The organism is Rahnella sp. JUb53 (assembly GCF_004346065.1).
GTDB lineage: Bacteria > Pseudomonadota > Gammaproteobacteria > Enterobacterales > Enterobacteriaceae > Rahnella > Rahnella variigena.
The window spans coordinates 758,289-781,054 of sequence record NZ_SLYT01000001.1 but is presented as its reverse complement, the minus strand read 5'-3'; the positions used below and the strand labels follow the sequence as shown (position 1 = coordinate 781,054).

The 22,766-nt window shown below is 51.6% G+C and carries 25 protein-coding genes and 1 pseudogene; 11 read left to right on the top strand and 15 right to left on the bottom strand.

Translation table 11 applies throughout. The features are described 5' to 3' along the window. Nucleotides 1–4: 4 nt before the first annotated feature. The 3 genes from EC840_RS03670 to EC840_RS03660 form a co-directional block, all read right to left on the bottom strand. Entirely contained in the window at nt 5–232 is a 228-nt protein-coding gene (locus EC840_RS03670; protein ID WP_112290154.1) for a YgdI/YgdR family lipoprotein, read from the bottom strand. A gap of 43 nt (nt 233–275) precedes the next feature. After that, nucleotides 276–509, bottom strand: coding sequence for a YgdI/YgdR family lipoprotein (locus tag EC840_RS03665; RefSeq protein ID WP_129638180.1), 234 nt, complete (start codon nt 507–509; stop codon nt 276–278). 108 nt (nt 510–617) lie between these two features. Then, nucleotides 618–818 (bottom strand): hypothetical protein, encoded by a 201-nt coding sequence (locus EC840_RS03660; protein WP_232829945.1) that lies wholly within the window; start codon nt 816–818, stop codon nt 618–620. A 298-nt stretch (nt 819–1,116) separates the two neighbouring features. Here EC840_RS03660 and ycgZ point away from each other — a divergent pair, with 298 nt between their 5' ends. The 4 genes from ycgZ (at nt 1,117) to EC840_RS03640 (ending at nt 2,530) form a co-directional block, all read left to right on the top strand. After that, nucleotides 1,117–1,356 carry a regulatory protein YcgZ gene (ycgZ, locus tag EC840_RS03655; protein WP_132964003.1) on the top strand — a complete coding sequence of 80 codons (240 nt, stop codon included), beginning with the start codon at nt 1,117–1,119 and terminating at the stop codon, nt 1,354–1,356. A 191-nt stretch (nt 1,357–1,547) separates the two neighbouring features. Beyond that, complete coding sequence (locus tag EC840_RS03650) at nt 1,548–1,841, top strand: hypothetical protein (protein WP_112290113.1); 294 nt, start codon at nt 1,548–1,550, stop codon at nt 1,839–1,841. Between the two features lie 109 nt (nt 1,842–1,950). Next, nucleotides 1,951–2,157, top strand: coding sequence for a biofilm/acid-resistance regulator YmgB/AriR (locus EC840_RS25445; protein ID WP_243701006.1), 207 nt, complete (start codon nt 1,951–1,953; stop codon nt 2,155–2,157). A 115-nt stretch (nt 2,158–2,272) separates the two neighbouring features. Next, a complete protein-coding gene (locus EC840_RS03640) occupies nt 2,273–2,530 on the top strand; it encodes a biofilm development regulator YmgB/AriR family protein (protein ID WP_129638177.1) in 258 nt (85 codons plus the stop codon). A gap of 87 nt (nt 2,531–2,617) precedes the next feature. Here EC840_RS03640 and EC840_RS03635 read toward each other — a convergent pair whose 3' ends face one another. From EC840_RS03635 to EC840_RS03625, 3 genes are all read right to left on the bottom strand, one after another. Next, nucleotides 2,618–3,859 (bottom strand): diguanylate phosphodiesterase, encoded by a 1,242-nt coding sequence (locus EC840_RS03635; RefSeq protein ID WP_132964001.1) that lies wholly within the window; start codon nt 3,857–3,859, stop codon nt 2,618–2,620. Nucleotides 3,860–4,104: 245 nt separating this feature from the next. Beyond that, nucleotides 4,105–4,419 (bottom strand): DUF1493 family protein, encoded by a 315-nt coding sequence (locus EC840_RS03630; RefSeq protein WP_112290107.1) that lies wholly within the window; start codon nt 4,417–4,419, stop codon nt 4,105–4,107. Next, nucleotides 4,419–4,868, bottom strand: a complete 450-nt coding sequence (locus EC840_RS03625; RefSeq protein WP_112290105.1) for an STM2901 family protein — start codon at nt 4,866–4,868, stop codon at nt 4,419–4,421. The genes EC840_RS03630 and EC840_RS03625 overlap by 1 nt, the downstream gene beginning before the upstream one ends. Nucleotides 4,869–5,098: 230 nt before the next feature. Here EC840_RS03625 and EC840_RS25440 point away from each other — a divergent pair. After that, a pseudogene (locus EC840_RS25440) lies at nt 5,099–5,328 on the top strand (site-specific integrase); the annotation flags it as partial. Between the two features lie 103 nt (nt 5,329–5,431). Next, nucleotides 5,432–6,367 carry a tRNA 2-thiocytidine(32) synthetase TtcA gene (gene ttcA, locus EC840_RS03615; RefSeq protein ID WP_132964000.1) on the top strand — a complete coding sequence of 312 codons (936 nt, stop codon included), beginning with the start codon at nt 5,432–5,434 and terminating at the stop codon, nt 6,365–6,367. 86 nt (nt 6,368–6,453) lie between these two features. On the opposite strand, the gene EC840_RS03610 is transcribed toward ttcA, so the two are convergent. The 3 genes from EC840_RS03610 to EC840_RS03600 form a co-directional block, all read right to left on the bottom strand. After that, the gene (locus EC840_RS03610) at nt 6,454–7,131 is read right to left on the bottom strand and encodes a hypothetical protein (RefSeq protein ID WP_132963999.1); all 678 of its coding nucleotides are present in this window, start codon (nt 7,129–7,131) and stop codon (nt 6,454–6,456) included. 283 nt (nt 7,132–7,414) lie between these two features. Then, the gene (gene zntB, locus EC840_RS03605; protein ID WP_129638173.1) at nt 7,415–8,398 is read right to left on the bottom strand and encodes a zinc transporter ZntB; all 984 of its coding nucleotides are present in this window, start codon (nt 8,396–8,398) and stop codon (nt 7,415–7,417) included. 176 nt (nt 8,399–8,574) lie between these two features. Continuing rightward, a complete protein-coding gene (locus tag EC840_RS03600; RefSeq protein ID WP_207914732.1) occupies nt 8,575–9,522 on the bottom strand; it encodes a LysR family transcriptional regulator in 948 nt (315 codons plus the stop codon). A 114-nt stretch (nt 9,523–9,636) separates the two neighbouring features. On the opposite strand from EC840_RS03600, the gene EC840_RS03595 reads away from it, so the two are divergent. Continuing rightward, nucleotides 9,637–10,839, top strand: a complete 1,203-nt coding sequence (locus EC840_RS03595; protein WP_132963998.1) for an MFS transporter — start codon at nt 9,637–9,639, stop codon at nt 10,837–10,839. 107 nt (nt 10,840–10,946) lie between these two features. Here the strand turns inward: EC840_RS03595 and EC840_RS03590 are convergent, their stop codons facing one another. Together EC840_RS03590 and ycjG are read right to left on the bottom strand one after the other, a co-directional pair. Then, nucleotides 10,947–12,581, bottom strand: a complete 1,635-nt coding sequence (locus EC840_RS03590; RefSeq protein WP_129638171.1) for an ABC transporter substrate-binding protein — start codon at nt 12,579–12,581, stop codon at nt 10,947–10,949. A gap of 133 nt (nt 12,582–12,714) precedes the next feature. Beyond that, complete coding sequence (gene ycjG / locus EC840_RS03585; protein WP_112288480.1) at nt 12,715–13,692, bottom strand: L-Ala-D/L-Glu epimerase; 978 nt, start codon at nt 13,690–13,692, stop codon at nt 12,715–12,717. Nucleotides 13,693–13,828: 136 nt separating this feature from the next. On the opposite strand from ycjG, the gene tpx reads away from it, so the two are divergent. After that, nucleotides 13,829–14,332, top strand: a complete 504-nt coding sequence (gene tpx / locus EC840_RS03580; RefSeq protein ID WP_120162862.1) for a thiol peroxidase — start codon at nt 13,829–13,831, stop codon at nt 14,330–14,332. An 85-nt stretch (nt 14,333–14,417) separates the two neighbouring features. On the opposite strand, the gene tyrR is transcribed toward tpx, so the two are convergent. Further along, a complete protein-coding gene (gene tyrR, locus EC840_RS03575) occupies nt 14,418–15,992 on the bottom strand; it encodes a transcriptional regulator TyrR (protein ID WP_129638169.1) in 1,575 nt (524 codons plus the stop codon). 266 nt (nt 15,993–16,258) lie between these two features. Here tyrR and xthA point away from each other — a divergent pair, with 266 nt between their 5' ends. Together xthA and EC840_RS03565 are read left to right on the top strand one after the other, a co-directional pair. Further along, the gene (gene xthA, locus EC840_RS03570; RefSeq protein ID WP_132963997.1) at nt 16,259–17,068 is read left to right on the top strand and encodes an exodeoxyribonuclease III; all 810 of its coding nucleotides are present in this window, start codon (nt 16,259–16,261) and stop codon (nt 17,066–17,068) included. Further along, the gene (locus tag EC840_RS03565) at nt 17,068–17,469 is read left to right on the top strand and encodes a pyrimidine (deoxy)nucleoside triphosphate diphosphatase (protein WP_132963996.1); all 402 of its coding nucleotides are present in this window, start codon (nt 17,068–17,070) and stop codon (nt 17,467–17,469) included. The genes xthA and EC840_RS03565 overlap by 1 nt, the downstream gene beginning before the upstream one ends. 133 nt (nt 17,470–17,602) lie before the next feature. Here EC840_RS03565 and EC840_RS03560 read toward each other — a convergent pair whose 3' ends face one another. The 3 genes from EC840_RS03560 to EC840_RS03550 all read right to left on the bottom strand — a co-directional run bounded on the left by EC840_RS03560 (nt 17,603) and on the right by EC840_RS03550 (nt 20,638). Further along, nucleotides 17,603–17,920, bottom strand: a complete 318-nt coding sequence (locus EC840_RS03560; RefSeq protein ID WP_112288475.1) for a DUF1496 domain-containing protein — start codon at nt 17,918–17,920, stop codon at nt 17,603–17,605. Continuing rightward, the gene (locus tag EC840_RS03555; RefSeq protein WP_165929002.1) at nt 17,913–19,862 is read right to left on the bottom strand and encodes a DNA topoisomerase III; all 1,950 of its coding nucleotides are present in this window, start codon (nt 19,860–19,862) and stop codon (nt 17,913–17,915) included. The genes EC840_RS03560 and EC840_RS03555 overlap by 8 nt, the downstream gene beginning before the upstream one ends. A 224-nt stretch (nt 19,863–20,086) precedes the next feature. Further along, entirely contained in the window at nt 20,087–20,638 is a 552-nt protein-coding gene (locus tag EC840_RS03550; RefSeq protein ID WP_132963994.1) for an NAD(P)H nitroreductase, read from the bottom strand. 179 nt (nt 20,639–20,817) lie between these two features. Between EC840_RS03550 and sppA the strand changes: the two genes are divergently transcribed. Further along, nucleotides 20,818–22,671 (top strand): signal peptide peptidase SppA, encoded by a 1,854-nt coding sequence (gene sppA, locus EC840_RS03545; RefSeq protein ID WP_129638165.1) that lies wholly within the window; start codon nt 20,818–20,820, stop codon nt 22,669–22,671. Nucleotides 22,672–22,766 lie beyond the last annotated feature (95 nt).

The following is a 22,766-nucleotide window of genomic DNA, read 5'->3' as shown; positions in this document are numbered from 1 at the left end:
GGATTTACTTCGGAAGTTCTGTTACCTGTTTCACTTCAGTTTTGCTGATCTGCTGTTTCACACCGTTGGCATCGGTGTATTCTAGCAAGCCGGAATCGGCTTCTTTTGGTTTGCCGTCACTGATGATGGTTCGCGCATCATTCGTCTGGATGGCATAACTTGTGCGTGTACAGCCCGACAGCGCAGCGACACATAACACAGCTGCTAAGGGTAAAAGTAATGTCCTATTCATGATCTTCATGATCTTCTCCTTTCGTTATACGTTTCCGGATAAATCAGTTATCCAGTTCGCTCATGTTTTTAACCTGATCGCGATTAATCTGCTCGGTCTTGCCGGTTTCCGCATTGGTATAGGACACCAGACCTGTATCGTCATCTACCTGAGGTTTCCCGTCCGTCACGATGGTTTTTCCGTCCATCGTTTTAATAGCCTGATTCGATGCACAGCCTGCCACAAACAAAATTGAAACGGCGGCCAGCGATGCGGCGATTAGGTTATTCCTCTTCATACATTTCCTCCTGAAAGGGTTCTGACTTAACAATTAGCTTATTAAGTATAGTCACTCTTTCGGGAGGCCTTGAAAAATAGGACAAACGGAAGTTTTTTGACTGTTTTATCAGCGACCTTTAAGGCGCTCGATGGCCAGTTGCAGCGCATCATTAGGCTCGCCAATGGCATCAACCGCCTCTTCCTGAGCGCGGCCGAGCCATAATGCCAGCCGCTCACGGCTAATTTCCTGGCCGTTTTGCGCAAACATCAGACAGCACTCACCCACCATACGGCAGGCTTCCTCAAAGGCCATTTTTGAATTTTCCACCGCCACTCCCTTCAGCACCCAAAAAAAGACACATATTGTTAACGGCAGAGTCAGGAAAAAGTTGCCCTTTTTTACCCAACCTTTACCATAATGCTTTCTGAGTTGTTGTTTACGGATGAGTACCAAACTCACTTCAGGCGACTGAGAACTGCCCCGATTCAGCTAAAAACCGCTTAAGAATATTCTGCATTAGTATCCATTATTCCTAAAAATACCTGTACAACTTTGTGCATCTTGTATAACTTTATAGTCACACAAGTAATCATTAACTACGCACACATTAACAAGAGGATATGTCATGCGTCAGAACAAGCACGATGGATTGTCTCCGGAGGCCTCCCCTTCTTTATACGGTCAGGGCTTTTCTAAAGAGGAAACAATGGGACGCGTTGTGGTTGAAATTCTGGAAGCAGGCAAGAACCTTAATCGCAAGGCGTTGTGTTCAAAACTGTTGAATCGTGTTGAATCCGCTGGCAGCGAAGAAGAGGAAAAGCACTATATGAAGCTAATCCGTCTGGTTCTTGAGCGTGACTCATGATTTGTTGAGATTTAAGTAAAGATTGGCTTCATAGAATTTCGGTTTGACATATTATGCGGGCTTGATTAATTCATAGCCTACCAATACTTTATTCCCGATGTTGTAGTTCCTGGTGGTTTGAAGTAATAACTCTGAACCTGAAGCTAATCTGTCCAAGACCTTTGGTCAGCGTATATTCAGAGGCTGATAATATGTATAGAAGTAATGAAGAAAAGTTAACGGACAAGCTGATTGGTGAGGCAGTAATATCCTTACTTAAATCTAAAAGTCCAATTTCAATCGACAGACTCATTAAGCAGTTACAGTTTATGGCTGTAAATGCTGAGAACTTAACTCGAAAAAGCGCCCTGGAGCAGATCATAAATGAGATGCGCCACGATCAGGCTGATAAGCGTGCGCGTGTCAGTTATGAAGTACGGGACGTCGACAATGTACGACACTTTTTCAATACTGAAGGGCCGTCCGATGACCAGAAAAAACATTGATACATCAAACGAGTGTGCCGTGAGCCACAACGACTCGATGGTATCAAACTCATCTCAGTCGATGACAGACGCAGTCAATCAAACAGGGATTTTTCAACAATTTTCTAAAGTGAGCGAACTCTACTCCAGTGAAGCCGAAGTTCTGGGTGCCGCAATTCGTCTGATTCTGGCAAAGAAAGGTACGGTAACCCATAAAGCCATCATCATGCATCTGATCAATCAGCTTGAAACCACATCAGATGTTGTGCAACTGGATATTCTGCGCGGCGCACTGGAAATGGTCGTGGGCATGACGCCCGATGATGCCGGGTTCTGATCCATAAACAAGGATCTGCTCTATTATTCGCTTCGCGCTTGGTCTTAGTAGTCACAGACGGGCGCGGAATCTTTCAAATAACCGGTTCTGAAGAACAAAAGCGGGGAGTATCAAAATGCAAGATGTGTCTTATACTCATGTAACATTGGCTGATTATATTCTGGCAGAAGACCCTGAACTTCTGATTGAAAACGAAACGGTCATCCGTCTTTATCAAAACTTAAAAAAACAAAAAGAAGTAGTTACTCATAAAGATATTATTCTTTGTCTGATTCAGAAGATTGAACAGGAAAGTGATGCAGGTAAGCAGGATGTCTACCTGGAAGCACTTGAATATGTTGTCTACCGCACACCTGATGATGATATTTTATAAATTAACAGCAACGTATTATGAAATGAGCCCGGCAAATATCATTTGCCGGGCTCATTCATTTATCACTTATGCGCTGATGACAAGTTCTCAGAGAGCCTGATTGCCCGACTGGTATTCATAGGTGACTTCGGGCCAGGTAATTACCGGCGTGCCCTTCAGTCTTGGCTCAGCAAATAATTCGCCCTGGAAATTACACACTCCTGCCGCATCCAGCCACATCCACTCTTCTGGTTTTTCAACACCTGTTGCGATGACTGAGACTTCTAACGAAGAGCAGAATCTGATAATGGCCTGAACGACGGCCTGTTTAGGTCCGCTGGTATGAATGTCACAAATCATATTGCGATCAATCATAATCTTGTCTGGCTGACATTGAGTCAGCAGCAACAATCCGGCGGAACCTGCCCCGAAATCGTCAATTGCCAGACGCATTCCTGAAGCTTTCAGCTGTTTCATCGCGGTAGAAAACTTGTCTTCACGGGTAATGACGCCGTTCTCGGTGATGGCCACCACAATCTGTTCAGGAACCAGGCCACTTGCTGTGATGTCATTAACCAGAGACTCCACAGCATCTGGCACCATCACCAGTGTCATAGGCAAAAGTTTGATAGAAAGCGTTTTGTCGCTGATCCCCATTTTCTGCGCCATGGCAAAAGCCAGCTTTTTGGATTTGAGATCTGCCTCGTAGATTGTTGTTCCGGACAGCCGGGAGTAATACTCCATCGCTGAACCGCCTTCCGGCCCGCGTATTGTCGCCTCATAAGAGATTATCTCGCGGCTGAGCGGATCGACTATCGGCTGGAATGCAAAATTGTAGTCCTGCATTTCAGGAAAGATAAATTCTACTTCTGGTTTCAGGGACTCATCAGCGATGAAAGACCAGGAATCCGCCGGAAGGATTTCGAGATAATTTTCCTTCTCACGTGCCTGCACAAAAGTACATAAAAATTGCAGCGCCCTGTCTTCATAAGTGAGCTGATATTTAGACGTTCCTTTATCAAGCACCGCCTGAAGCACCTCATCTTCGTGATGATGTCTGAGGTCAAAAAGCTCCATACCGACATTGCCGAAACGGCGTGACTGCGCATAGTCGCGCATCAGAACCACCACGTTGTGATGCCGCTGATCTTTACAAATCTCACTGTAAAGGGCATCCACCGCCTCTTCTGCCCCTTCCAGCAACTGGAAGAAGTGCATCCCGTCAAAAAGCAGGATCCCGGTAATGCCTAAAAGTTCATTGTTTACTTTGGCTTGAGACACCATTTCGACCAGTGAATCAGACTGTACATGTTCACTAATGTGGCTGCGGTAAACGAGGGTTAAAAGCATCGGGCTGTTCCAAAAGGATCTGGTTAAGACCATCAGGGTAGCAGAAATTTTCTGTATGGAAATATCCGAACCGATCATTTTAGCTTATGTTTCAGGGTAAAATTGGCGGCAATGCCCTTTAAAGCTAGCAATGTTAAGGATGGGGAAGATTTGTAAATCTCACTTTATTTGACCGGCAAATATTATTTTTGCTGATTCCTGGAACGACCGCCAAACCGCGTAACCCCAAAGGGGCGTGGAGCCCCTTAATCGTAAAGCCATCTACCAGCCTTGGCAGACTCAATGATCATGTCCACCGTAAGCGTCTTAAACTTGCGGTCACGCCATTCTTTTCTGAGCTTAAATTGCCACCAGGCAAACTCCGGCATGAAATAATCATCAATATTAAAATTGTCATACTTGATGTTGTATCGGGTAAACAAGTCTATAAGCATCTCTTCTAATTCTTCAGGTACAAAGTAAAAATGCTCTCTAAAAGTCCAGTCTTTGCTAACTGGCTGTTTACGCTCGCTATAAGTTTCAGTGATATACGCGAGAATTTCGTTATCATCAATTTCCATCAGAAATAAGTCCATGCTATACGGTGCTCAGGTCTGGCAATAAGGTTGTATTTATTACGAGTGTCTTTCGACACAAGAGCCATCATTATTACTGCCTGGGCGTAACCCAAATAGGGAACGGCGCGACCGACGACGGCCCCGACTTTGTTTGTAGGGCGAGCCTCCCCGAGTACCATTGTTTCAATGCGCATTCCATTGGGTAAGCGTGCATTTTTGAAAATCCGCCTTGCCATCTTTGACGCTATGCTTGTCTTGTTACCTTTTGCTCCTAATACTTGCCGTTTAGGCAAAATAGGCTGACCTGCGATGATGGTTGCAACTGTTTCAACCGCCATTCCGGTATGATCTGCAAAAGACTCAATGAATATAAGCCAAAACAGTTCCTCTTTACTCACGTTGTCATGCCCGTGATAGAAGTACGTGCCGTTGAGAGTTTCGGTAGTATCCATTCTCAATATCCTTTTGATTAGAAGTGCTTTAAAATACTGCTGCATTAATAAGCAGGCAATATGTCCCGTCACGTTAATCGCTATGTCTATACTTAAAATCTCGCAACAGAGGGAATTTTATACGTCAACGCTTCATGCAGTACGAACCCCGCTCGAATTACATCGAAGTTCTGGCGCCAGATAAAGAATTCGCCAGCGGCATTGATGACATCCCCATCGACCGCTACAACATAATATTTTTCCATCGTGAATATGGGCTGACTGAAACACAAAATCTGCACTTTCTTTTCATGCCGCGCCCGGCGAAAGAAGAGCAAAAACCCTGGTACTCACTTTCCCCGTCGGAGCACGCTGGAATGCTGCAATAAAACGCGCTGACTTTTTGCGTCTTAATCCGTATCATACGCGCCACACGTACGCGTGCCGGATGCTGACTGCGGGAGCGAAACCGCCTTTTATCATCGGCCAGCGGGAGCATGAACGCGACCCGACCGGCATGCTGAACAAGAAACTCGCGTGGCAGGTTTCCCTGCTTCGCCACCAGACGAATTGAACATCAAAAAATGTCAGATACTCAGTCAGTTAACAAGAAAGAGCAGTACAACCTCAATAAGCTGCAAAAGCGCCTGCGTCGTGACGTGGGGAAAGCGATCGCCGATTTCGGCATGATCGAAGAAGGCGATCGCATTATGGTGTGTCTTTCCGGCGGGAAGGACAGCTACACCATGCTGGAAATTTTGCGCAATCTGCAACAAAGCGCACCGGTGAACTTCTCACTTATCGCGGTTAATCTGGATCAGAAGCAGCCTGGCTTCCCGGCGCACATCCTGCCGGAGTATCTGGAAACTCTGGGCGTGGAATACAAGATTGTCACCGAAGACACCTATTCCATCGTTAAAGATAAAATTCCGGAAGGCAAAACCACCTGTTCTCTGTGCTCACGTCTGCGTCGCGGGATTTTGTACCGCACCGCCACCGAACTGGGCTGTACCAAAATTGCACTCGGCCATCACCGCGATGACATTCTGCAAACTCTGTTCCTCAATATGTTCTATGGCGGCAAGCTGAAAGGCATGCCACCAAAACTGATGAGTGATGACGGCAAGCACATCGTGATCCGCCCGCTGGCGTACTGCCGCGAGAAAGATATCGAGCGTTTCGCGATTGCGCGCGAGTACCCGATTATCCCATGTAACCTGTGCGGTTCGCAGCCAAACCTGCAACGTCAGGTTATCGGCGACATGCTTAAAGACTGGGATAAAAAATATCCGGGACGCATCGAAACCATGTTCAGCGCGATGCAAAACGTGGTGCCTTCCCATCTCAATGATATGAATCTTTTTGATTTCAAAGGGATTAAACACGGTGGTGAAGTGATTGACGGTGGGGATCTGGCCTTCGATCGCGAAGATATTCCGATGCAGCCTGTCGGCTGGCAGCCGGAGGACGATGAAACCGTTGCGCCGGTTGAGCGTCTGAATGTGTTAGAAATTAAATAATTTCCACGTCTGCGCTTTGCCTCTCGTAAGCCCGCTTAAAAGCGGGCTTTTCTATTTTCAGGTTTTAAGACCAGAGCTTCAGGTTTTCAGGCCAGCGTGAAAGTGTCAGTCCAGTTGTAGTTGGTCATGACCAGTTTCACCGGCAAACTGAGTGAACCGAAGTTTTTATTCTGGTTTTGCAGGAAGAACTCCCGCAAAGACGACGGCAAATATTGCGCACCGTATCGCATCAGCGTGCTGTGCCAGAAGATTTGGGGGATCTCGGTATTCGGGAACCGCTCACGTATTTTATCCGCCCATTGCGTGCTGAGAAGGTGTTCCACCAAGGACTGACGGACTCGCAAACTTTCCTCATCCGGAAATCCCGCCAGCAGCAACTGATCCGGCAATGCAATCAGTCGCAAATCGCTGATACGCATAATATGTCCACGACAATACTGATTGAAAATCTCAGTCAGTTCGACAGCATTTTCCGCATCTTCAGGGCGGTCGTAGAGCGCCTGCGTCACAGCAAAAAAAGTAAAATGCATACCGTCCGGCGGTGCGACATCCGCTAACACATCGCCCTGCGCCGCCGCTGTGATATCCGCCAGTAATCCGCTCATCGACGGGCCTGCGCGGTTGCCGCTGGTGATAGCCAGACGGTGCGGATGATAAAAAGGTTCCGTTCTCACCGCGCCCGTTTCCGGATGCTCATTCCATATAGTCAGCGTTTTACTGTTGGTATTTTGATATGCCTTTTGGATCATTTCCCGGGTATGCAAAGCAAACTCCTGTTTTGTCCCAAAGTGAGCGCAATCCGGCGAAAGTGCCTGATGATGCCCTTCACAGAGGAGAAACCTCAAAAAGATTGAGCGAAATCAACATTAGAATCGCGGAATCAGTGCAATATCTATTTCGCAGGTGAATGCAACGTCAAGCGATGGGCGTTGTGCTCCATATTGTCTTATTTCCAAATTTTTAGAATTAATGCATAGCAAAATTTAATTCGAACGACGCCGGTCTTATGACCGGCTTTTTTTTGCTTTTTTGCAGCCAGTGAGCGCGTTATAACCAGCGACTTTTCTTCATCCACAACGCTACGCCACCGCCCAATGCCACCAGACAGGCGCAGAAAATCCCGAAACCAAAGGGTGACGTGTTCCCCGGAATGCCGCCTAAGTTAACGCCAAACAGGCCGGTCAGGAATGTCGCGGGCAGGAAAACCATCGCCAGCAAAGACATGGTGTAGGTGCGGCGGTTCAGGGAGTCAGCCATCAGTGAGCTGATTTCATCCGATAACACCGCCGTGCGCGCAATGCTGGCATCAAGATCATCCAGCCCGCGCCCCAGACGGTCGGAGATTTCCTGCATCAGACGTCGGTCATCGTCATTCATCCACGGCAGACGTTCACTGGCCAGACGTGAAAACACATCGCGTTGCGGCGCCATATAGCGTCGCAAAACGATCAGTTGTTTACGCAGCAGCGCCATCTGACCGCGCTCCGGCACCTGCTGTTCCATCAGGTCATCTTCGATATCGATGATTTTATCGTGCAAATCTTCGATAAAATTACTGGTCTGATCGGTCAGCGCATCGCAAATCTCAACCAGCCAGCGTCCGGTATTCTTAGGCCCGCTGCCGGATTTCATATCACCAAGCATTTCCTCCATCGAAAACACCTTACGGTGACGGGTGGAGACGATCATTTTATCGGTGAGATAAACGCGAATAGTGACCAGCTGATCGGGGCGCGAATCCGCATTGAGATTGATGCTGCGCAAGGTGATTAACGTGCCTTCGCCCACGCGCACTACTTTTGGACGAACGCTGTCACCGGCCAGCGCCTGACGGACGGTATCGGGCAGCACCGGCGTGTTGTTAATCCACTGCTCACTGGCGGGCAGCGTGTAATCCAGATGCAGCCAGCAGGGTTTTTCTTCGCTGGCGACGCACTGCGGACTGATATTACTCACCCCGCCCTGACCGTCCATCTGCAAGGCGTAGACCGCATCTGAAACCTGTAATTCTTTTCCCTTAATAACCTCCACGACATTCCTCGCTTTTTCTGCGTTATCTTTTTAAGTCTAGCGTTAAGTGACTGAAATTCAAAAAGTCAGTTCAGGTGAAATTCACTCTCCTGAAACATTGCAAGATCATGCCACCAGATTTGGAAAAAAGTGTTAAGGCCAATAGGTTTAGTGTTTCGTGATATAGCAGAATATTTCTAACCGCCCGGTGCCTGCATTTCTGCCAGTTCCGGCATCACACTGCGCATCATTTCAAGAAATTTACGTAACCGGGCCGGATAATAGCTGGAATACGGATACACCAGATACACCGGCAATGGCAATGCGTTCCAGCCGGGCAAAACGCGCTGCAAACGCCCTGCTTCAAGGTCTTCTTTCACCACCCATGCGGAAACAATACCCGCCCCCAGTCCGGATAGCGCGGCCTTACGCACGGCATATAAACTGTCCGTCGCCAGACGCGGCACGATGGGACAACTTTCCATGTGCCCGTCGTTATCACGACGCAACGTCACGTCATTACGATAAAAAGTACTCAGGGAAATCCAGGGTAAGTCTTTTAGCTCACTGAACTCTCTGACCGGATGTTGCTGTAATAATTCCGGCGTCGCGACCACAATGCGCGGAACTTCCGCCAGCAGGATGGCCACCATAGAAGGATCCGGCACATTCCCGACCTGGATCGCACAATCAATATCTTCGGCGATAAAATCCGGCGTGCGGTCATTGAGCATCCAGTCCACCGAAAGATTCGGATAACGCTGCAAATAACGGGTTAACGGTGCGATAAGCTGATCCTGGCCGAACGCGTGCGGCGCACGTACCCGCAAAATGCCGACCGGTTCATCCCCTGCACCGCTCAGTTGATCTTCCAGCGCCGCCCAGCGCTCCAGCACCAGTTTTGCCTGTTCATAACAGCGCTCACCGTCGTCGGTAAGTTTCATGGCGTGCGTAGTGCGCAGAATCAGCTTCGCGCCCAGCAGGCGTTCGAGCGATTGCAAACGGCGGCTGACCGTCGGCTGGCTGGTGCTCAGTTGTACGGCGGCGGCGGAAAGGCTGCCGCTTTCGACAATGCGCACGAAAGTTTGCATCAGATCGATACGATCAATGCCGCTGGTGACGGTAGCTGGGATAGTTATGCTCATACGCCTCACGTATAACTGTTTTACCTTTGTGCAGGCTACCACTTATAACCAGTTCCGTGAAGAATGCTTTCAGCGCGCACCACCTTACGAACCCATTCATCAGGAAATTACGTTATGTCAGAACTCACCAGTACATCAGACGTTAGCGGCTCAGCACTTTCCGGCAAGATCATATTTACACTGGCCGCCGGTGCCGGACTGAGCGTTGCATCGATTTATTACAGTCAGCCGATGCTCGGGATCATGGGTGGCAATCTGAACGCCAGTACCACATCGGTCGGTTTGATCCCTACGCTGACACAAGCCGGTTATGCGCTGGGCATTTTGTTTCTCATTCCGCTGGGCGACCGTCATGACCGCCGCACGATTATCCTGCTGAAAAGTATTTTGCTGGCTGTCGCCCTGCTGCTTTGCGGGGTTGTACCGGGTATTCATGGGCTGCTGGTAGCGAGTCTGATCACCGGCGTTGGCGCAACTATGGCGCAGGATATCGTCCCGGCGTCAGCACACCTTGCGCCACCCGCGCAGCGCGGTAAAACCGTCGGTACGGTGATGACCGGCCTGCTGGTCGGGATCCTGCTCTCGCGGGTGTTGAGCGGTTTTGTCGCCGAGTATTTTGGCTGGCGGGTGATGTATCAGCTGGCGGCACTCAGCGTGGCACTGACTGGCGTGGCGCTGTGGCGGGTTCTGCCGCGTTTCACACCGGATACGCGCATCAGTTATGCCGATTTGTTGCATTCGATGTTTGGCCTGTGGAAGAACTACAAAACGCTGCGCCATGCGGCACTGGCTCAGGGTTTGCTGTCGGTGGCGTTCAGTGCCTTCTGGTCCACACTGGCGATTATGCTGAATGAACAGTTCCATCTGGGCAGCGCAGTAGCCGGTGCGTTCGGACTGGCGGGCGCTGCCGGTGCTTTAGCGGCGCCGCTGGCCGGTGCGTTAGCCGATAAGAAAGGCCCGGCACGGGTGACTCAGATGGGTTCCGCGCTGGTGATGGTGTCGTTCGCAGCGATGTTCCTGCTGCCTCTGTTGTCGCCACACGCCCAGCTGGCGCTGATTGTGCTGAGCGCTGTCGGTTTTGACTTAGGTATTCAGGCCACGCTGGTTGCGCATCAGACTCTGGTCTACGGCCTTGAACCGGCGGCACGCGGCAGACTGAACGCCCTGCTGTTCACCGTGGTGTTTATCGGTATGTCAGCGGGCGCAGCACTTGGCAGTAAAGCACTGGAAGCCGGTGGCTGGTCAGGCGTGGTCCTGCTGGCGACCGTCGCCGCGGGTGCCGCGTTACTGGTTCGTCTGTTCAGCCGTAAAAGCTGAGTAATCAGAAAAAATAAAAGCGCCCGCTGTTATGTGCAGCGGGCGCTTTTTTATAACGGGAATTTACCCTGACTTTTACCCCGAATATCAGCTACTCCGGATATCTGTCAGTGCTTCAGGATGTACATTTCCTGACTGTAAGCGACGTCTTCCGGATTGGTGATCGGGTATCCTTTCACCCACGGTTTGATCAGGCGCCCGTTGGTGTACTGATAAATCGGCGCAATCGGCGCTTCTGTGGCGATGATCTGCTCGGCCTTATTGTAATCATCATTGCGCCGTGCTTCGCTGGTTTCACGGCTGGCATCGGCAATGACTTTGTCGTAATCCGCACTGCTGAATTTGCTGATATTGCCGTTGTGCGTGGAGGTCAGCAGCGACAGAAACGTCGAGGCTTCGTTGTAATCTCCGACCCAGGAAGCGCGAATGACATCAAAATTGCCGGTATTACGGCTGTCGATATACGTTTTCCATTCCTGATTCACCAGCTTCACGTCCGCACCCAGCGTCTTTTTCCACATTGATGCGACGGCGATGGCAATCTTCTGATGGCTTTCAGACGTGTTGTACAGCAGCGTCAGATGCAACGGTTTTGACGGGCCATAACCTGCCGCCGCCAGCAGGCTTTTTGCCTGTGCATTCAGCTCTTCCTGTGAATACTGTTGCAGCTCGCTTTCCGCCGGTTTGAAACCACTGGTGACGTCGGGGGTAAAACGCCACGCCGGTTTTTCGCCGGTGCCCAGTACTTTTTCCGCGATGATTTTACGGTCAATACTCAGGGAAAGCGCCTTGCGAACGCGCGCGTCGTCTGTCGGTGCGCGCTTCGTGTTGAAAGCGTAATAGTAAGTGCCGAGCTGATATGGCGTGTAAACCTGGCCCGGTAAATCATGCATCAGCTTTTTGTACTGGTCTTTTGGGAAGGATTCGGTGATATCAATATCGTTGGCCAGATAACGCTTAGTGGCGTTGGACTCTTTGTTGATTGGCACGAAAGTGACTTTGGTCAGCACGGTGTGCGCGTGATCCCAGTAATGCGGATTGGGCTCAAGCACCAGTTTTTCGTTCACCACGCGGTCTTTCAGCACATACGCGCCGTTACCGACCAGATTGCCCGGTTTAGTCCAGTCATCGCCAAACTTTTCTACCGTAGCTTTATGCACAGGGAACAGGCTGAAGTTCGCCAGCAGGCTGACAAAATATGGTACGGGTTTATCCAGCGTGACACGTAAAAGCGTCGGGCTGACGGCGGTCACGCCCAGTTTATCCACCGGCATTTTTCCGGCGATGATGGCATCGGCGTTAGAAATTCCGGCCAGCGCAGCGAACCAGGCACCAGTCGCGGAACCTTTAGGATCGACCAGACGCTGCCAGCTGTAGACGAAATCCTGCGCCGTGACCGGATCACCGTTCGACCATTTGGCATCTTTGCGCAGGGTGAAAAGGAAAACCTGGTTGTTCTGGTTTTGCCAGCTTTCGGCGACGCCCGGAATACTTTTACCGGTCGCGTCCTGATTCACCAGCCCTTCGAACAAATCGCGGGCGACCTGTGCCTCAGGTAAACCCACCACTTTCGCAGGATCAAGCGACGCGGGTTCGTCTTTAATGTGACGGACAATTTCCTGTTTTGCGGCGAGTTGGGTACCGGCGGGAACCTGAGCGGCGTTAGCCTGACCGAAAGTCAGCGCCACCAGCGCAGCGCATACGGAATAAGATAAAAGCGGAAATGATTTTCCCTGCGGCATAAATTCTCCTGAACGGACAAAGGGCTGCGCCCTGAAACATTCAGGAGTTTTATCATTACCTGCCGTAATCCCCTATAAGAAATCATTACAGATTTGCCTTCGCGCACAAAACCGCATTATCTGGGGATAAAATTCAGGCAGAACCGGCAATATCAATGCCGCCGCAATGAAACTTCAGTGCGGGTTCGACATCCTGCGCCAGCCAGGTCGGGCCATCGAGATCGACAAATTTTGCGCCGGCGGTCAGCGGAAGTGCCGCGCGAATCGCGCGCGAAGTGCACAACATGCAGCCAAGCATAATATCGAATCCCGTTTCACGCGCCGCCTGCGCCAGCTGAAGTGCGCCAGTCAGACCGCCCGTTTTGTCCAGCTTAATGTTGATCATGTCATAACGATTTTTCAGGGCAGGCAAACCCTCCACGGTATGGCAGCTTTCGTCAGCACAAATCGGCAGAGGATGGATGAAGTTTTCCAGCGCGGAATCTTCACCTGCCGGAAGTGGCTGTTCGAGCATCAGAATGCCCAGATCGGCCAGCAGCTGACAACGCGCCGCCAGTCCGTCGCTTTGCCAGGCTTCGTTGGCATCGACAATCAGCGAAGCATTCGGAACGGCGGCGCGAACAGCCACCAGCCGTTCGGCGATCAGACGATCGTCGAGTTTTATTTTCAGCAATGTGGCGCCCTGCTTTTGCAGCGCCAGCGCGGCTTGTGCCATCGCTTCCGGCGTGCCAATGCTCACAGTCTGCGCCATGCTGATTGAAGCCAGGGGTTCGGTAGCAGTCAGTTGCCATAAATTCAGGCCGCGGGTCTGAGATTCCAGATTCCACAGCGCGCAGTCGAGCGCGTTTCTCGCAGCGCCCGCTGGCAACAGATGCTGCAGCTGTTCGCGACTGGCACCCCGCTCAATGGCTGTTATCACGCTGGCGATTTGTGCCATCACGGAGCTTTCGCTTTCGTCATATCGCGGATATGGCGTGCACTCGCCAATCCCGCGAATGCCATTTTCTTCGATTTCAACTGCCACAACGCGGGCTTCGGTGCGGGTTCCGCGGGAGATCACAAATGGCGTATGTAACGGCCAGGCTTCCGGATAAAAGCGAACACTTCTCATAGCGTCTCCAATAGTGAAATGCGCCTTGTGGGATACAATCAATAGATACAAGTAATTAACAAATATTCTATATCCAACATAGCATTGTTACCCTAAACTGAAAGCCGTTTGACTCCAATGGACATAGGAAATAATCATGACCCAGACAGTACACTTTCAGAGCAACCCGGTAACCGTTGCGGGCAAAATCCCACAAAAAGGTGACGTCGCCAAGCCTTTCAGCCTGGTCGCAAAAGACCTTTCTGATGTCAGCCTGAGCAGCTTCGCAGGCAAACGTAAAGTCCTGAACATTTTCCCAAGCATTGATACCGGCGTCTGCGCCACCTCCGTGCGTAAATTCAACCAGCTGGCGGGTGAAATTGAGAACACAGTCGTGCTGTGCATCTCTTCTGATCTGCCATTCGCGCAGTCACGTTTCTGCGGTGCAGAAGGTCTGTCTAACGTTGTTACGCTGTCTACCCTGCGTGGCGGTGATTTCAAATCTGACTACGGCGTGGGCATCACCGATGGCGCATTGTCTGGTCTGACTGCCCGTGCGGTTGTGGTTCTGGATGGTCAGGACAACGTGCTGTACAGCGAACTGGTGAACGAAATCACCACTGAACCTGATTATGAATCTGCGCTGGCTGTGCTGAAGTAATTTCTGCTTTCACAGGCAACAGATGAAAAAAAAGCAACGGCGCTATCCGTTGCTTTTTTATTGGGCGCAGTTTCTGAGAAGAAAATTACTCTTCGCTTTCGCCCGTTTCACCGCGACGGCTGCTGAGCCCGTATTCCCGCAGTTTATTAGCGATGGCCGTATGCGATACGCCCAGACGCTTCGCCAGTTTACGCGTACTCGGATAAGTGCGGTAAAGGCGGGTCAGCACGGAACGTTCGAAACGTTTGCTGATATCGTCGAGTGAACCGTTCAGCGCTTCTTCACCAATCGTCACTTCTGCGTCAAAGTCCGGCAGAACGATATCCTGCGGTCGCAGCTCGCCACCTTCCAGCTGTGTCAGTGCGCGGTAAATCGCATTTTTGAGCTGACGGACGTTGCCCGGCCAGCCGTAATGCGTCAGGTAATTCGCCAGCTGTGACGACAGTTTTGGCCGCGGCATTCCCTGTTCATCGGAGAAACGCGCCACAAACAGTTCGGTCAGAGGCATCACATCGGCTGGACGCTCGCGCAGCGGCGGCAGCGTCAGGCTCAGCACGTTCAGGCGGTAATACAAATCCTCCCTGAATTCGCCACGCTGCACCAGTTCCACCAGGTTTTTCTGGGTGGCGCACATCACGCGAACATCTACTTTCACTTCATGCTCTTCGCCCACACGACGAAACGTGCCGTCATTGAGGAAACGCAGCAGTTTAATCTGCATTCTCGGTGACATTTCACCAATTTCATCCAGCAGCACCGAACCGCCATTGGCCTGCTCGAAGAAGCCTTTTTTACCTTCCAGCGCATTCGGATAGGCACCGGCGGCATAGCCAAACAATTCGCTTTCCACCACGTCATCTGGCAGCGACGCACAGTTAAGGCCAAGGAACGGCTTTTTGCCGCGTGCGCTGCGCACATGGCAGGCATGAGCCAGTAAATCCTTGCCGGTGCCGGTATCGCCGACAATCAGCAGCGGCGCGTCCAGCATCGCGAGTTTGCGCGCCTGATCCAGTACGTGACGCATTTTGGTGCTGACGGCGACGATGTGGTCGAATTCGCTGTCGTCGTTAACCGTTAAGTCCTGCAACTGACGGCCCATGCGGGCAGCCGATTTGAGCATCACCACGGCACCGGCAATGCCACCTTTACCGTCTTCATCGTCTACGTGGATAGGCGTCAGATCCATCAGGAAATCCTGGCTGCGGATCACAATACGCTCTGAGTGCGGCTGTGCATTTTCGCTTTCCAGCCAGCGCGTGACGTTGTAACCGGTGATCAGGCTAGCCGCCGTCACGTTGCGGATTTTATCTTCATCGAGTTCAAATAAGGCCATCGCAGCCGGGTTGGCCTGCTCGATTTTGCCTTTCATATCAATGGAAAAAACCGGTTCCGGCATGGAAACCAGTAAAGCGCGTAATGCCCGATGCTCGCGTTCAGAAGGCATGAACGTGACGGTGCGGACATCCGTCACGCCTTCGATACGGCGGATTTCAGCCATCAGGGCGCGAAAAGTGTCAAAATCCAGTTGGGAAAAATTCAGGTAAATGCGGCCAATCGAGGCAATCTCGATACCACGTAAATCAATACTGCGTAAAACCAGTAAATCGAGGAGTTCACGGGTGAGACCCAGGCGGTCTTCGCAAAAAACTTCCAGACGCATCAGTGTTGACCTTTTTCTGCCGGTGCGGAAATCGCTACAGGCATAATACTCTTTCATGTACACGGGAAGAAGAGACTGTCACGAAAAGTTGACAAAATAATTCTCCGAATGAAATCCATTTGCCATAAATTTCAGGCAGACGTTGTGCTTTTACAGACGTTTATTCTGGCTGTTGAAACCTGATTGTCATTCATCGCGATTTCGCCATTACGCCCTTTTTCTGCTACTATCGCGCTTCTGATTTCATCGCCAAATGGTTCCCGACTATGAAGTTCGTCTCCTTTAATATCAATGGATTGCGCGCCCGCCCGCATCAGCTTGCGGCAATTATCGAACAACACCAGCCTGACGTGATCGGTTTGCAGGAAACCAAAGTCCATGACGACATGTTCCCGCTTGAAGATGTCAGTCAGTACGGTTATCACGTGTTTTATCACGGCCAGAAAGGCCATTACGGCGTTGCCATGCTGACGAAGCAGGAACCGGTGGCTGTACGCCGTGGTTTCCCGGGTGATGACGAAGAGTCTCAGCGCCGTATCATCATGACCGACATCGAAACGCCACAGGGCATTCTGACCGTGATCAACGGTTACTTCCCGCAGGGCGAAAGCCGCGACCATCCGACCAAGTTCCCGGCCAAAGAGAAGTTTTATCGCGATTTGCAGGATTACCTGACCACCAGTTTGTCCGTGAATAATCCGGTAGTGGTGATGGGTGACGTGAATATCAGCCCGACCGATCTGGATATCGGTATCGGTGAAGACAGCCGTAAACGCTGGCTGCGCACCGGCAAATGTTCTTTCCTGCCGGAAGAACGTGAATGGATGGATCGCCTGAAAGGCTGGGGTCTGATTGACACTTTCCGCGCCGCGAACCCTGAAACTGCCGATAAATTCTCATGGTTTGATTACCGTTCACGCGGCTTCGATGAGAACCGTGGTCTGCGTATTGACCTTATCATGGCAAGTACGCCGCTGGCGGCACGTTGCACTGAGACTGGCATCGATTACAACATTCGCGGCATGGAAAAGCCGTCTGACCATGCGCCAATCTGGGCGACGTTTGACCTGAAATAATGACCATGAAGATGATTGACGTGGTCGCCGCCCTGATTGAGTGCGAGGGCAAATTGCTGCTCGCCCGTCGGGATGCGTCCAGCGATCAGGCTGGTTTATGGGAATTCCCCGGCGGGAAAGTGGAAGCCGGAGAAAGTCAGCCTTCTGCTCTAGTGCGCGAGTTGCAGGAAGAATTGGGTATCAAGGCCACGGTGGAAGAATTCATCGCCACCAGCGAATTACAGCAACCCGCCAGGCTGATTCGTTTGCACGGCTGGCGGGTCAGCGGATTTACGGGGACGATTACGTTACAGTGTCACTCTGGAATCTGCTGGGTTGCGCCCGACGACGTGCTGTCGTTTGATCTGGCACCTGCGGATATTCCGTTGATCGAGGCGTATCTGGCGAAATTCGCCGTGTAACTGTATCAACCCTTCAAACAAAAAGGCGCGAAACTGGAAACAGTCCGCGCCTTTTCTTTATCAGAAGTATCGAGAAATCAGAAGCCTTGAGAAAATCAGAGGTCTTGAGAAAATCAAGAGCTTTAAGAAAGTCTTATTTCCTCAACACTTCCCATTTGAGTGCATTGGTACCAACCACATTCGGGTCGCGTGAACATTGCAACACTACGCTGTCCGCCGTCACTACCGCGCCTTCGCTGTAACTCTGGTTATTGTAGATGCAGCAGTTATGGCAGGTCGGCGCACTGTTATTGTTGTTGCTGCCGCTGTTTTCCCAGATTTGCGGCGGCAGCGGCACCACGACATCTGCGCCGTTACCGATATTACTGCGGTTTGCCATCGCCGGTGCAGACAGCAGCGCGGAACCGGCCAGTAACACCATCAGCACATTTCTCACCAGTACATTATTCATCACTGTTTGCTTCCTTCCCTTTAGTGCTCGCTTTACGGCGTTTGGGGGCGCTTTTGCCTTTCGCCGCAGCGGCCGCCGGTTTGGAAGGCAGACTGCGGAATGCCGAAGACACCCGGTTTGTTTTGGCCTGCATGATGAGATTCTGCAACGTCGCGACCAGCGGTTGCATGAAATCCTGATAACGGCAGCTCTTTTCACTGATACGCGTCAGCGTTGATTCCCAGTCAGCGGTCATATCTGGCCGCCCTGCAATATCCGGCAGCGAGTGGATCAGTGCGCGCCCGGTATCGCTGGAATGAATATAGCGCCCTTTCTTGTATAAAAACTCACGACGGAACAGCAGCTCAATAATCCCGGCACGCGTGGCTTCTGTGCCCAAACCGTCCGTCGCACGCAGGATTTTTTTCAGTTCCTTATCCTGCACAAAACGCGCGATCCCGGTCATGGCAGAAAGCAGTGTGGCATCGGTAAACGGTCGTGGTGGCTGAGTTTGTCGCTCAACCACTTCTCCGCGCTCGCATAACAGTTCGTCACCTTTGGCGACCACCGGCAGCGGCGTGCCTTCGTTTTCTTCGTCGCGTTCTTTACTGCCCAGCAAAGTACGCCAGCCCGCTTCCGCCAGGAAACGCGCCTTGGCGATAAACTTTCCGCCCGCGATATCCAGATCGATAACGCATTTGCGATACACCGCATCCGGGCAAAACTGCATCAGATACTGACGTGCCACCAGACCGTAAATTTTGCGTTCGTCTTCGGTCAGATTCACGTTATTGCTGCGCGCAGTCGGGATAATCGCATGGTGAGCATCAACCTTTTTGTCGTCCCAGCACCGGTTGCGTATATCGGTATCCACCACGGGTTGCGGCATCAGATCCGGCCGGTGAACGCCGATGGCGTTGATGACAGAATGACGACCGGCAAAATGCTCCTCTGGTAGATATCGGCTATCCGAACGAGGATACGTAATCAATTTGTGCGTTTCATACAATTTCTGACAGATATCAAGAATTTGCTGAGCACTCAGACCAAAGGCTTTCGAACCTTCAATCTGCAATGTAGAAAGCGAAAACGGCAGCGGAGCAATGTCATTCTCACGTTTATCATTATAGCCGGTGACCATCGCTGGTTGTCCGGCAATACGCGCCACCACGTGGTCGGCCAGCGGACGATGCAACAAACGCCCTTCTTCATCCTGATACGGCTCGCAGGAATCGCTCGGCTGCCACAGCGCTATAAAACGCTCGTCGGCAGGCGTGACGATATGCGCTTTCACTTCAAAGAAATCTTTCGGCACGAAGTTTTCGATGTCTTCGTCGCGGCGCACCACCAGCCCGAGAACCGGCGTTTGCACACGCCCGACGGACAGCACGCCGTTATAGCCCGCGTTGCGGCCAAGAATGGTATAAGCGCGGGTCATGTTGATGCCGTAAAGCCAGTCCGCGCGGGCACGGGCCAGCGCAGAAACGCACAGTGGAATAAAATCGCGGTTGTCACGCAGGCGGTCAATGGCACGTTCGACGGCCTGCGGGTTGAGATCGTTTATCAGACAGCGCTGGGTCGCGTGACGTTTTTCCGGCGTCAGTTCCAGATAATCCAGCACTTCATCCACCAGCAACTGCCCTTCGCGATCCGGGTCACCGGCGTGGACGACCTGCGTCGCCTCGAGCAACAGGCGTTTAATGACATTAAGTTGTTTGGCGACGGAAGAACGCGGCTGAAGCTGCCACTTTTCAGGAATAATAGGTAAATCTGCCAGCGACCAGCGCGCAAAACGGCTGTCGTAAGCGTCGGGCTGAGCCTGTTCGAGTAAGTGGCCGACGCACCAGGTAACAACCTGATCGTTGCCGCAGGCAATATACCCGTCGCCGCGGCGATGAGGTTTTGGCAGGACATCCGCAATGGCGCGGGCAAGGCTGGGTTTTTCCGCAATGAACAAACGCATCAGGCCGTACCTGCCTGCAGGGTGATCGCTGTAAAGATTTCCATTATCCCATCCTTCATTTCACTACGTCCTCATCATGCAGAGGTGGCTATGTTAGCCGCTGGCGGCGCAATTAGTAAGACGGATAGAAGGATCCGCAGCGATGGTCGCTCAAATAGGCAGCAAAAACCGGTTTTATCGGAAAAGGCCGATATAAACCGGTTAATTTACGAACGGATGAATTTTTAAAAATGGCTCACAAAAGGGGTGCTGTCAGCCGGGATCACTTGCAAATTCGCTTTCAGTTGCGGTGTGCCGAGATACAGGAAACCGACAATTTTATCGTTTTCACCACACTTGAAAGCCTTGCGCACATCCGCATGTTCAGTCCATGCGCCGGTACGCCAGATGCCGTTGAAACCCTGCGCCAGCGCCGCCATCTGCATGGCGTGAACCGCGCAACCGGCGGAAAGCAACTGTTCCCACTGCGGCACTTTCGGGCTTTCTTTACAGGCCGCGATAACGGTAATGATTTGCGGCGCACGCAGTGGCGCCTGCGTGGCTTTCTCGATGGCTTTTTCATCCGCCCCGTCTTTAATGGCGGCAGCACGCAACACTTCACTAAAACGGGTCAGCCCGTCGTTCTCTGCAATCACAAAACGCCAAGGTTGCAAGGCACCGTGGTCTGGCGCGCGCATACCGGCGTTGATGATGTTTTGCAGCGCATCGCCAGCCGGCGCAGGAGCAGCCAGACGGGAAGCGGAACGGCGGTTAAGTAACAAGTCCAAAGCGTCCATTTTAATCTCCTGAGAATAATTGCTATTTACCTTACGTTAACATAGCCGCTACGCCTTTTTCCAACGCATCAGGCGCTTTCAGATAATGCGTCGTTGCCAAATCCTGACATGATTTAAAGCTGACTTTTTTCCGGCGTGTCATTAGGATAGCGATACTTAACTGTCTTGTTGGAGAGACCATGCGCACATTGTGGCGAATTATCGCCGGTTTTTTTAAGTGGACCTGGCGTCTTCTTAATTTCGTCAGAGAATTCATTCTCAACGTTTTCCTTATTCTGATCATTCTGGCTGGCGTGGGCATCTGGTACGCCGTGCAGGACAAACCCGTCGACACCACCAAAGGCGCGCTGCTGGTTGACCTGAGTGGTTCAGTGGTGGATAAGCCTTCGGTGAATAATAAAGTCCGTCAGTGGGGCCGCGAATTACTGGGCACGTCGAGCAGCCGTTTGCAGGAGAATTCCCTGTTTGATCTGGTCGATACCCTTCGCGCCGCGAAAGATGACAAAAACGTCACCGGCATTGTTTTGCAGCTGACCGATTTCACCGGCACTGACCAGGCCTCTATGCAATATATTGGCAAGGCGCTGCGTGAGTTCCGTGACGCGGGTAAACCGGTTTATGCCATCGGCGACAGCTATAACCAGTCGCAATATTATCTGGCGAGCTACGCCAACAAAATCTACATGTCACCACAAGGCGCGGTGGACTTGCACGGTTTTGCGACCAACAATCTGTATTACAAATCCCTGCTTGAGAAGCTGAAAGTCACGACCAACATTTTCCGCGTCGGAACCTATAAATCCGCCGTTGAACCGCTGATCCGTGACGATATGTCTCCTGCAGCACGCGAAGCAGACAGTCGCTGGATTGGTGGATTGTGGACCAATTACCTCAACACCGTGTCGGCAAACCGTCAGATTACGCCTGAACAATTGTTCCCTGGCGCGGCGGGTGTATTAGCGGGTATGCAGGCTACGGGCGGCGATATGGCGCAATACGCGCTGAAAGCAAAACTGGTGGATGCGCTGGCTTCACGTACCGAAGCGGATAACGAGATGGTGAAAGCCTTTGGCTGGAATAAAGACACCAAAGACTTCAACTACACCAGCATCTACGATTATTCGCCGAAACCAAAACCGGACAATAACGATCCGCAAATCGCGGTGATCTTCGCGACCGGAGCGATCAATGACGGTGAAGAACAACCGGGTGCAGTCGGTGGCGACACAACCGCGCAGCAGATTCGTGATGCCCGTCTGGATCCGAAAGTGAAAGCGATTGTCTTACGCGTTAACAGCCCGGGCGGCAGCGTCAGTGCCTCTGAAGTGATCCGCTCTGAACTGGCTGCTGCGAAAGCCGCAGGCAAACCAGTGGTGGTTTCCATGGGCGGTATGGCGGCATCCGGCGGTTACTGGATTTCAACGCCAGCGAACTACATCATCGCCAGCCCGAGCACCCTCACCGGCTCCATCGGTATCTTTGGCGTGATCAACACGTATCAGAACACACTGGATTACGCAGGCGTTCACACTGACGGCGTGGCAACATCGCCGCTGGCGGATATTGCCTCCACCAAAGCGCTGCCACCTGAGTTCTCGCAGATGATGCAGCTGAACATCGAGAATGGTTATAAAACCTTCCTCGGTCTGGTTGCCGACTCACGCCACAAAACGCCTGAAGAAATCGACCAGATTGCGCAAGGCCACGTGTGGATTGGTTCTGATGCCAAGGCCAATGGCCTGGTGGATGAGCTGGGTGATTTCGATGACGCCGTGAAAAAAGCCGCTGATCTGGCGAAGCTGCCGAAATGGCAGCTGAACTGGTATGTCAGCGAGCCAAGCCTGAGCGACCTGGTGTTCTCACAAGTGAGTGCATCCGTTCATGCCATGCTGCCAGCGGCGATCCAGGCTTATCTGCCTGCGCCGGTGAGCAAAATGGCGATGGAGTTGAAATCCCAGGCTGACCTGTTCAGCAACATGAATGACCCGCAAAACCGTTACGCACTTTGCCTGACCTGTGGTGATGTGAAGTAACATTCCGTTTTTGGGATTAAGCGGAATAAAGTTGGATAAAGATTCGCGCTAATTCACTGCCCGGAGTGCTCACTGAGAGCTCCGGGCTTTTTTAT

What these genes read in the sequence shown, in the direction of transcription:
- EC840_RS03670 (WP_112290154.1), bottom strand. Translation starts at nt 232, where the DNA reads ATGAATAGGACATTACTTTTACCCTTAGCAGCTGTGTTATGTGTCGCT.
- EC840_RS03665 (WP_129638180.1), bottom strand. Translation starts at nt 509, where the DNA reads ATGAAGAGGAATAACCTAATCGCCGCATCGCTGGCCGCCGTTTCAATT.
- ycgZ (WP_132964003.1), top strand. Translation starts at nt 1,117, where the DNA reads ATGCGTCAGAACAAGCACGATGGATTGTCTCCGGAGGCCTCCCCTTCT.
- EC840_RS03650 (WP_112290113.1), top strand. Translation starts at nt 1,548, where the DNA reads ATGTATAGAAGTAATGAAGAAAAGTTAACGGACAAGCTGATTGGTGAG.
- EC840_RS03640 (WP_129638177.1), top strand. Translation starts at nt 2,273, where the DNA reads ATGCAAGATGTGTCTTATACTCATGTAACATTGGCTGATTATATTCTG.
- EC840_RS03635 (WP_132964001.1), bottom strand. Translation starts at nt 3,859, where the DNA reads ATGCTTTTAACCCTCGTTTACCGCAGCCACATTAGTGAACATGTACAG.
- EC840_RS03630 (WP_112290107.1), bottom strand. Translation starts at nt 4,419, where the DNA reads ATGGAAATTGATGATAACGAAATTCTCGCGTATATCACTGAAACTTAT.
- EC840_RS03625 (WP_112290105.1), bottom strand. Translation starts at nt 4,868, where the DNA reads ATGGATACTACCGAAACTCTCAACGGCACGTACTTCTATCACGGGCAT.
- ttcA (WP_132964000.1), top strand. Translation starts at nt 5,432, where the DNA reads ATGTCAGATACTCAGTCAGTTAACAAGAAAGAGCAGTACAACCTCAAT.
- EC840_RS03600 (WP_207914732.1), bottom strand. Translation starts at nt 9,522, where the DNA reads ATGAGCATAACTATCCCAGCTACCGTCACCAGCGGCATTGATCGTATC.
- EC840_RS03595 (WP_132963998.1), top strand. Translation starts at nt 9,637, where the DNA reads ATGTCAGAACTCACCAGTACATCAGACGTTAGCGGCTCAGCACTTTCC.
- EC840_RS03590 (WP_129638171.1), bottom strand. Translation starts at nt 12,581, where the DNA reads ATGCCGCAGGGAAAATCATTTCCGCTTTTATCTTATTCCGTATGCGCT.
- ycjG (WP_112288480.1), bottom strand. Translation starts at nt 13,692, where the DNA reads ATGAGAAGTGTTCGCTTTTATCCGGAAGCCTGGCCGTTACATACGCCA.
- tpx (WP_120162862.1), top strand. Translation starts at nt 13,829, where the DNA reads ATGACCCAGACAGTACACTTTCAGAGCAACCCGGTAACCGTTGCGGGC.
- tyrR (WP_129638169.1), bottom strand. Translation starts at nt 15,992, where the DNA reads ATGCGTCTGGAAGTTTTTTGCGAAGACCGCCTGGGTCTCACCCGTGAA.
- xthA (WP_132963997.1), top strand. Translation starts at nt 16,259, where the DNA reads ATGAAGTTCGTCTCCTTTAATATCAATGGATTGCGCGCCCGCCCGCAT.
- EC840_RS03565 (WP_132963996.1), top strand. Translation starts at nt 17,068, where the DNA reads ATGACCATGAAGATGATTGACGTGGTCGCCGCCCTGATTGAGTGCGAG.
- EC840_RS03560 (WP_112288475.1), bottom strand. Translation starts at nt 17,920, where the DNA reads ATGAATAATGTACTGGTGAGAAATGTGCTGATGGTGTTACTGGCCGGT.
- EC840_RS03555 (WP_165929002.1), bottom strand. Translation starts at nt 19,862, where the DNA reads ATGCGTTTGTTCATTGCGGAAAAACCCAGCCTTGCCCGCGCCATTGCG.
- EC840_RS03550 (WP_132963994.1), bottom strand. Translation starts at nt 20,638, where the DNA reads ATGGACGCTTTGGACTTGTTACTTAACCGCCGTTCCGCTTCCCGTCTG.
- sppA (WP_129638165.1), top strand. Translation starts at nt 20,818, where the DNA reads ATGCGCACATTGTGGCGAATTATCGCCGGTTTTTTTAAGTGGACCTGG.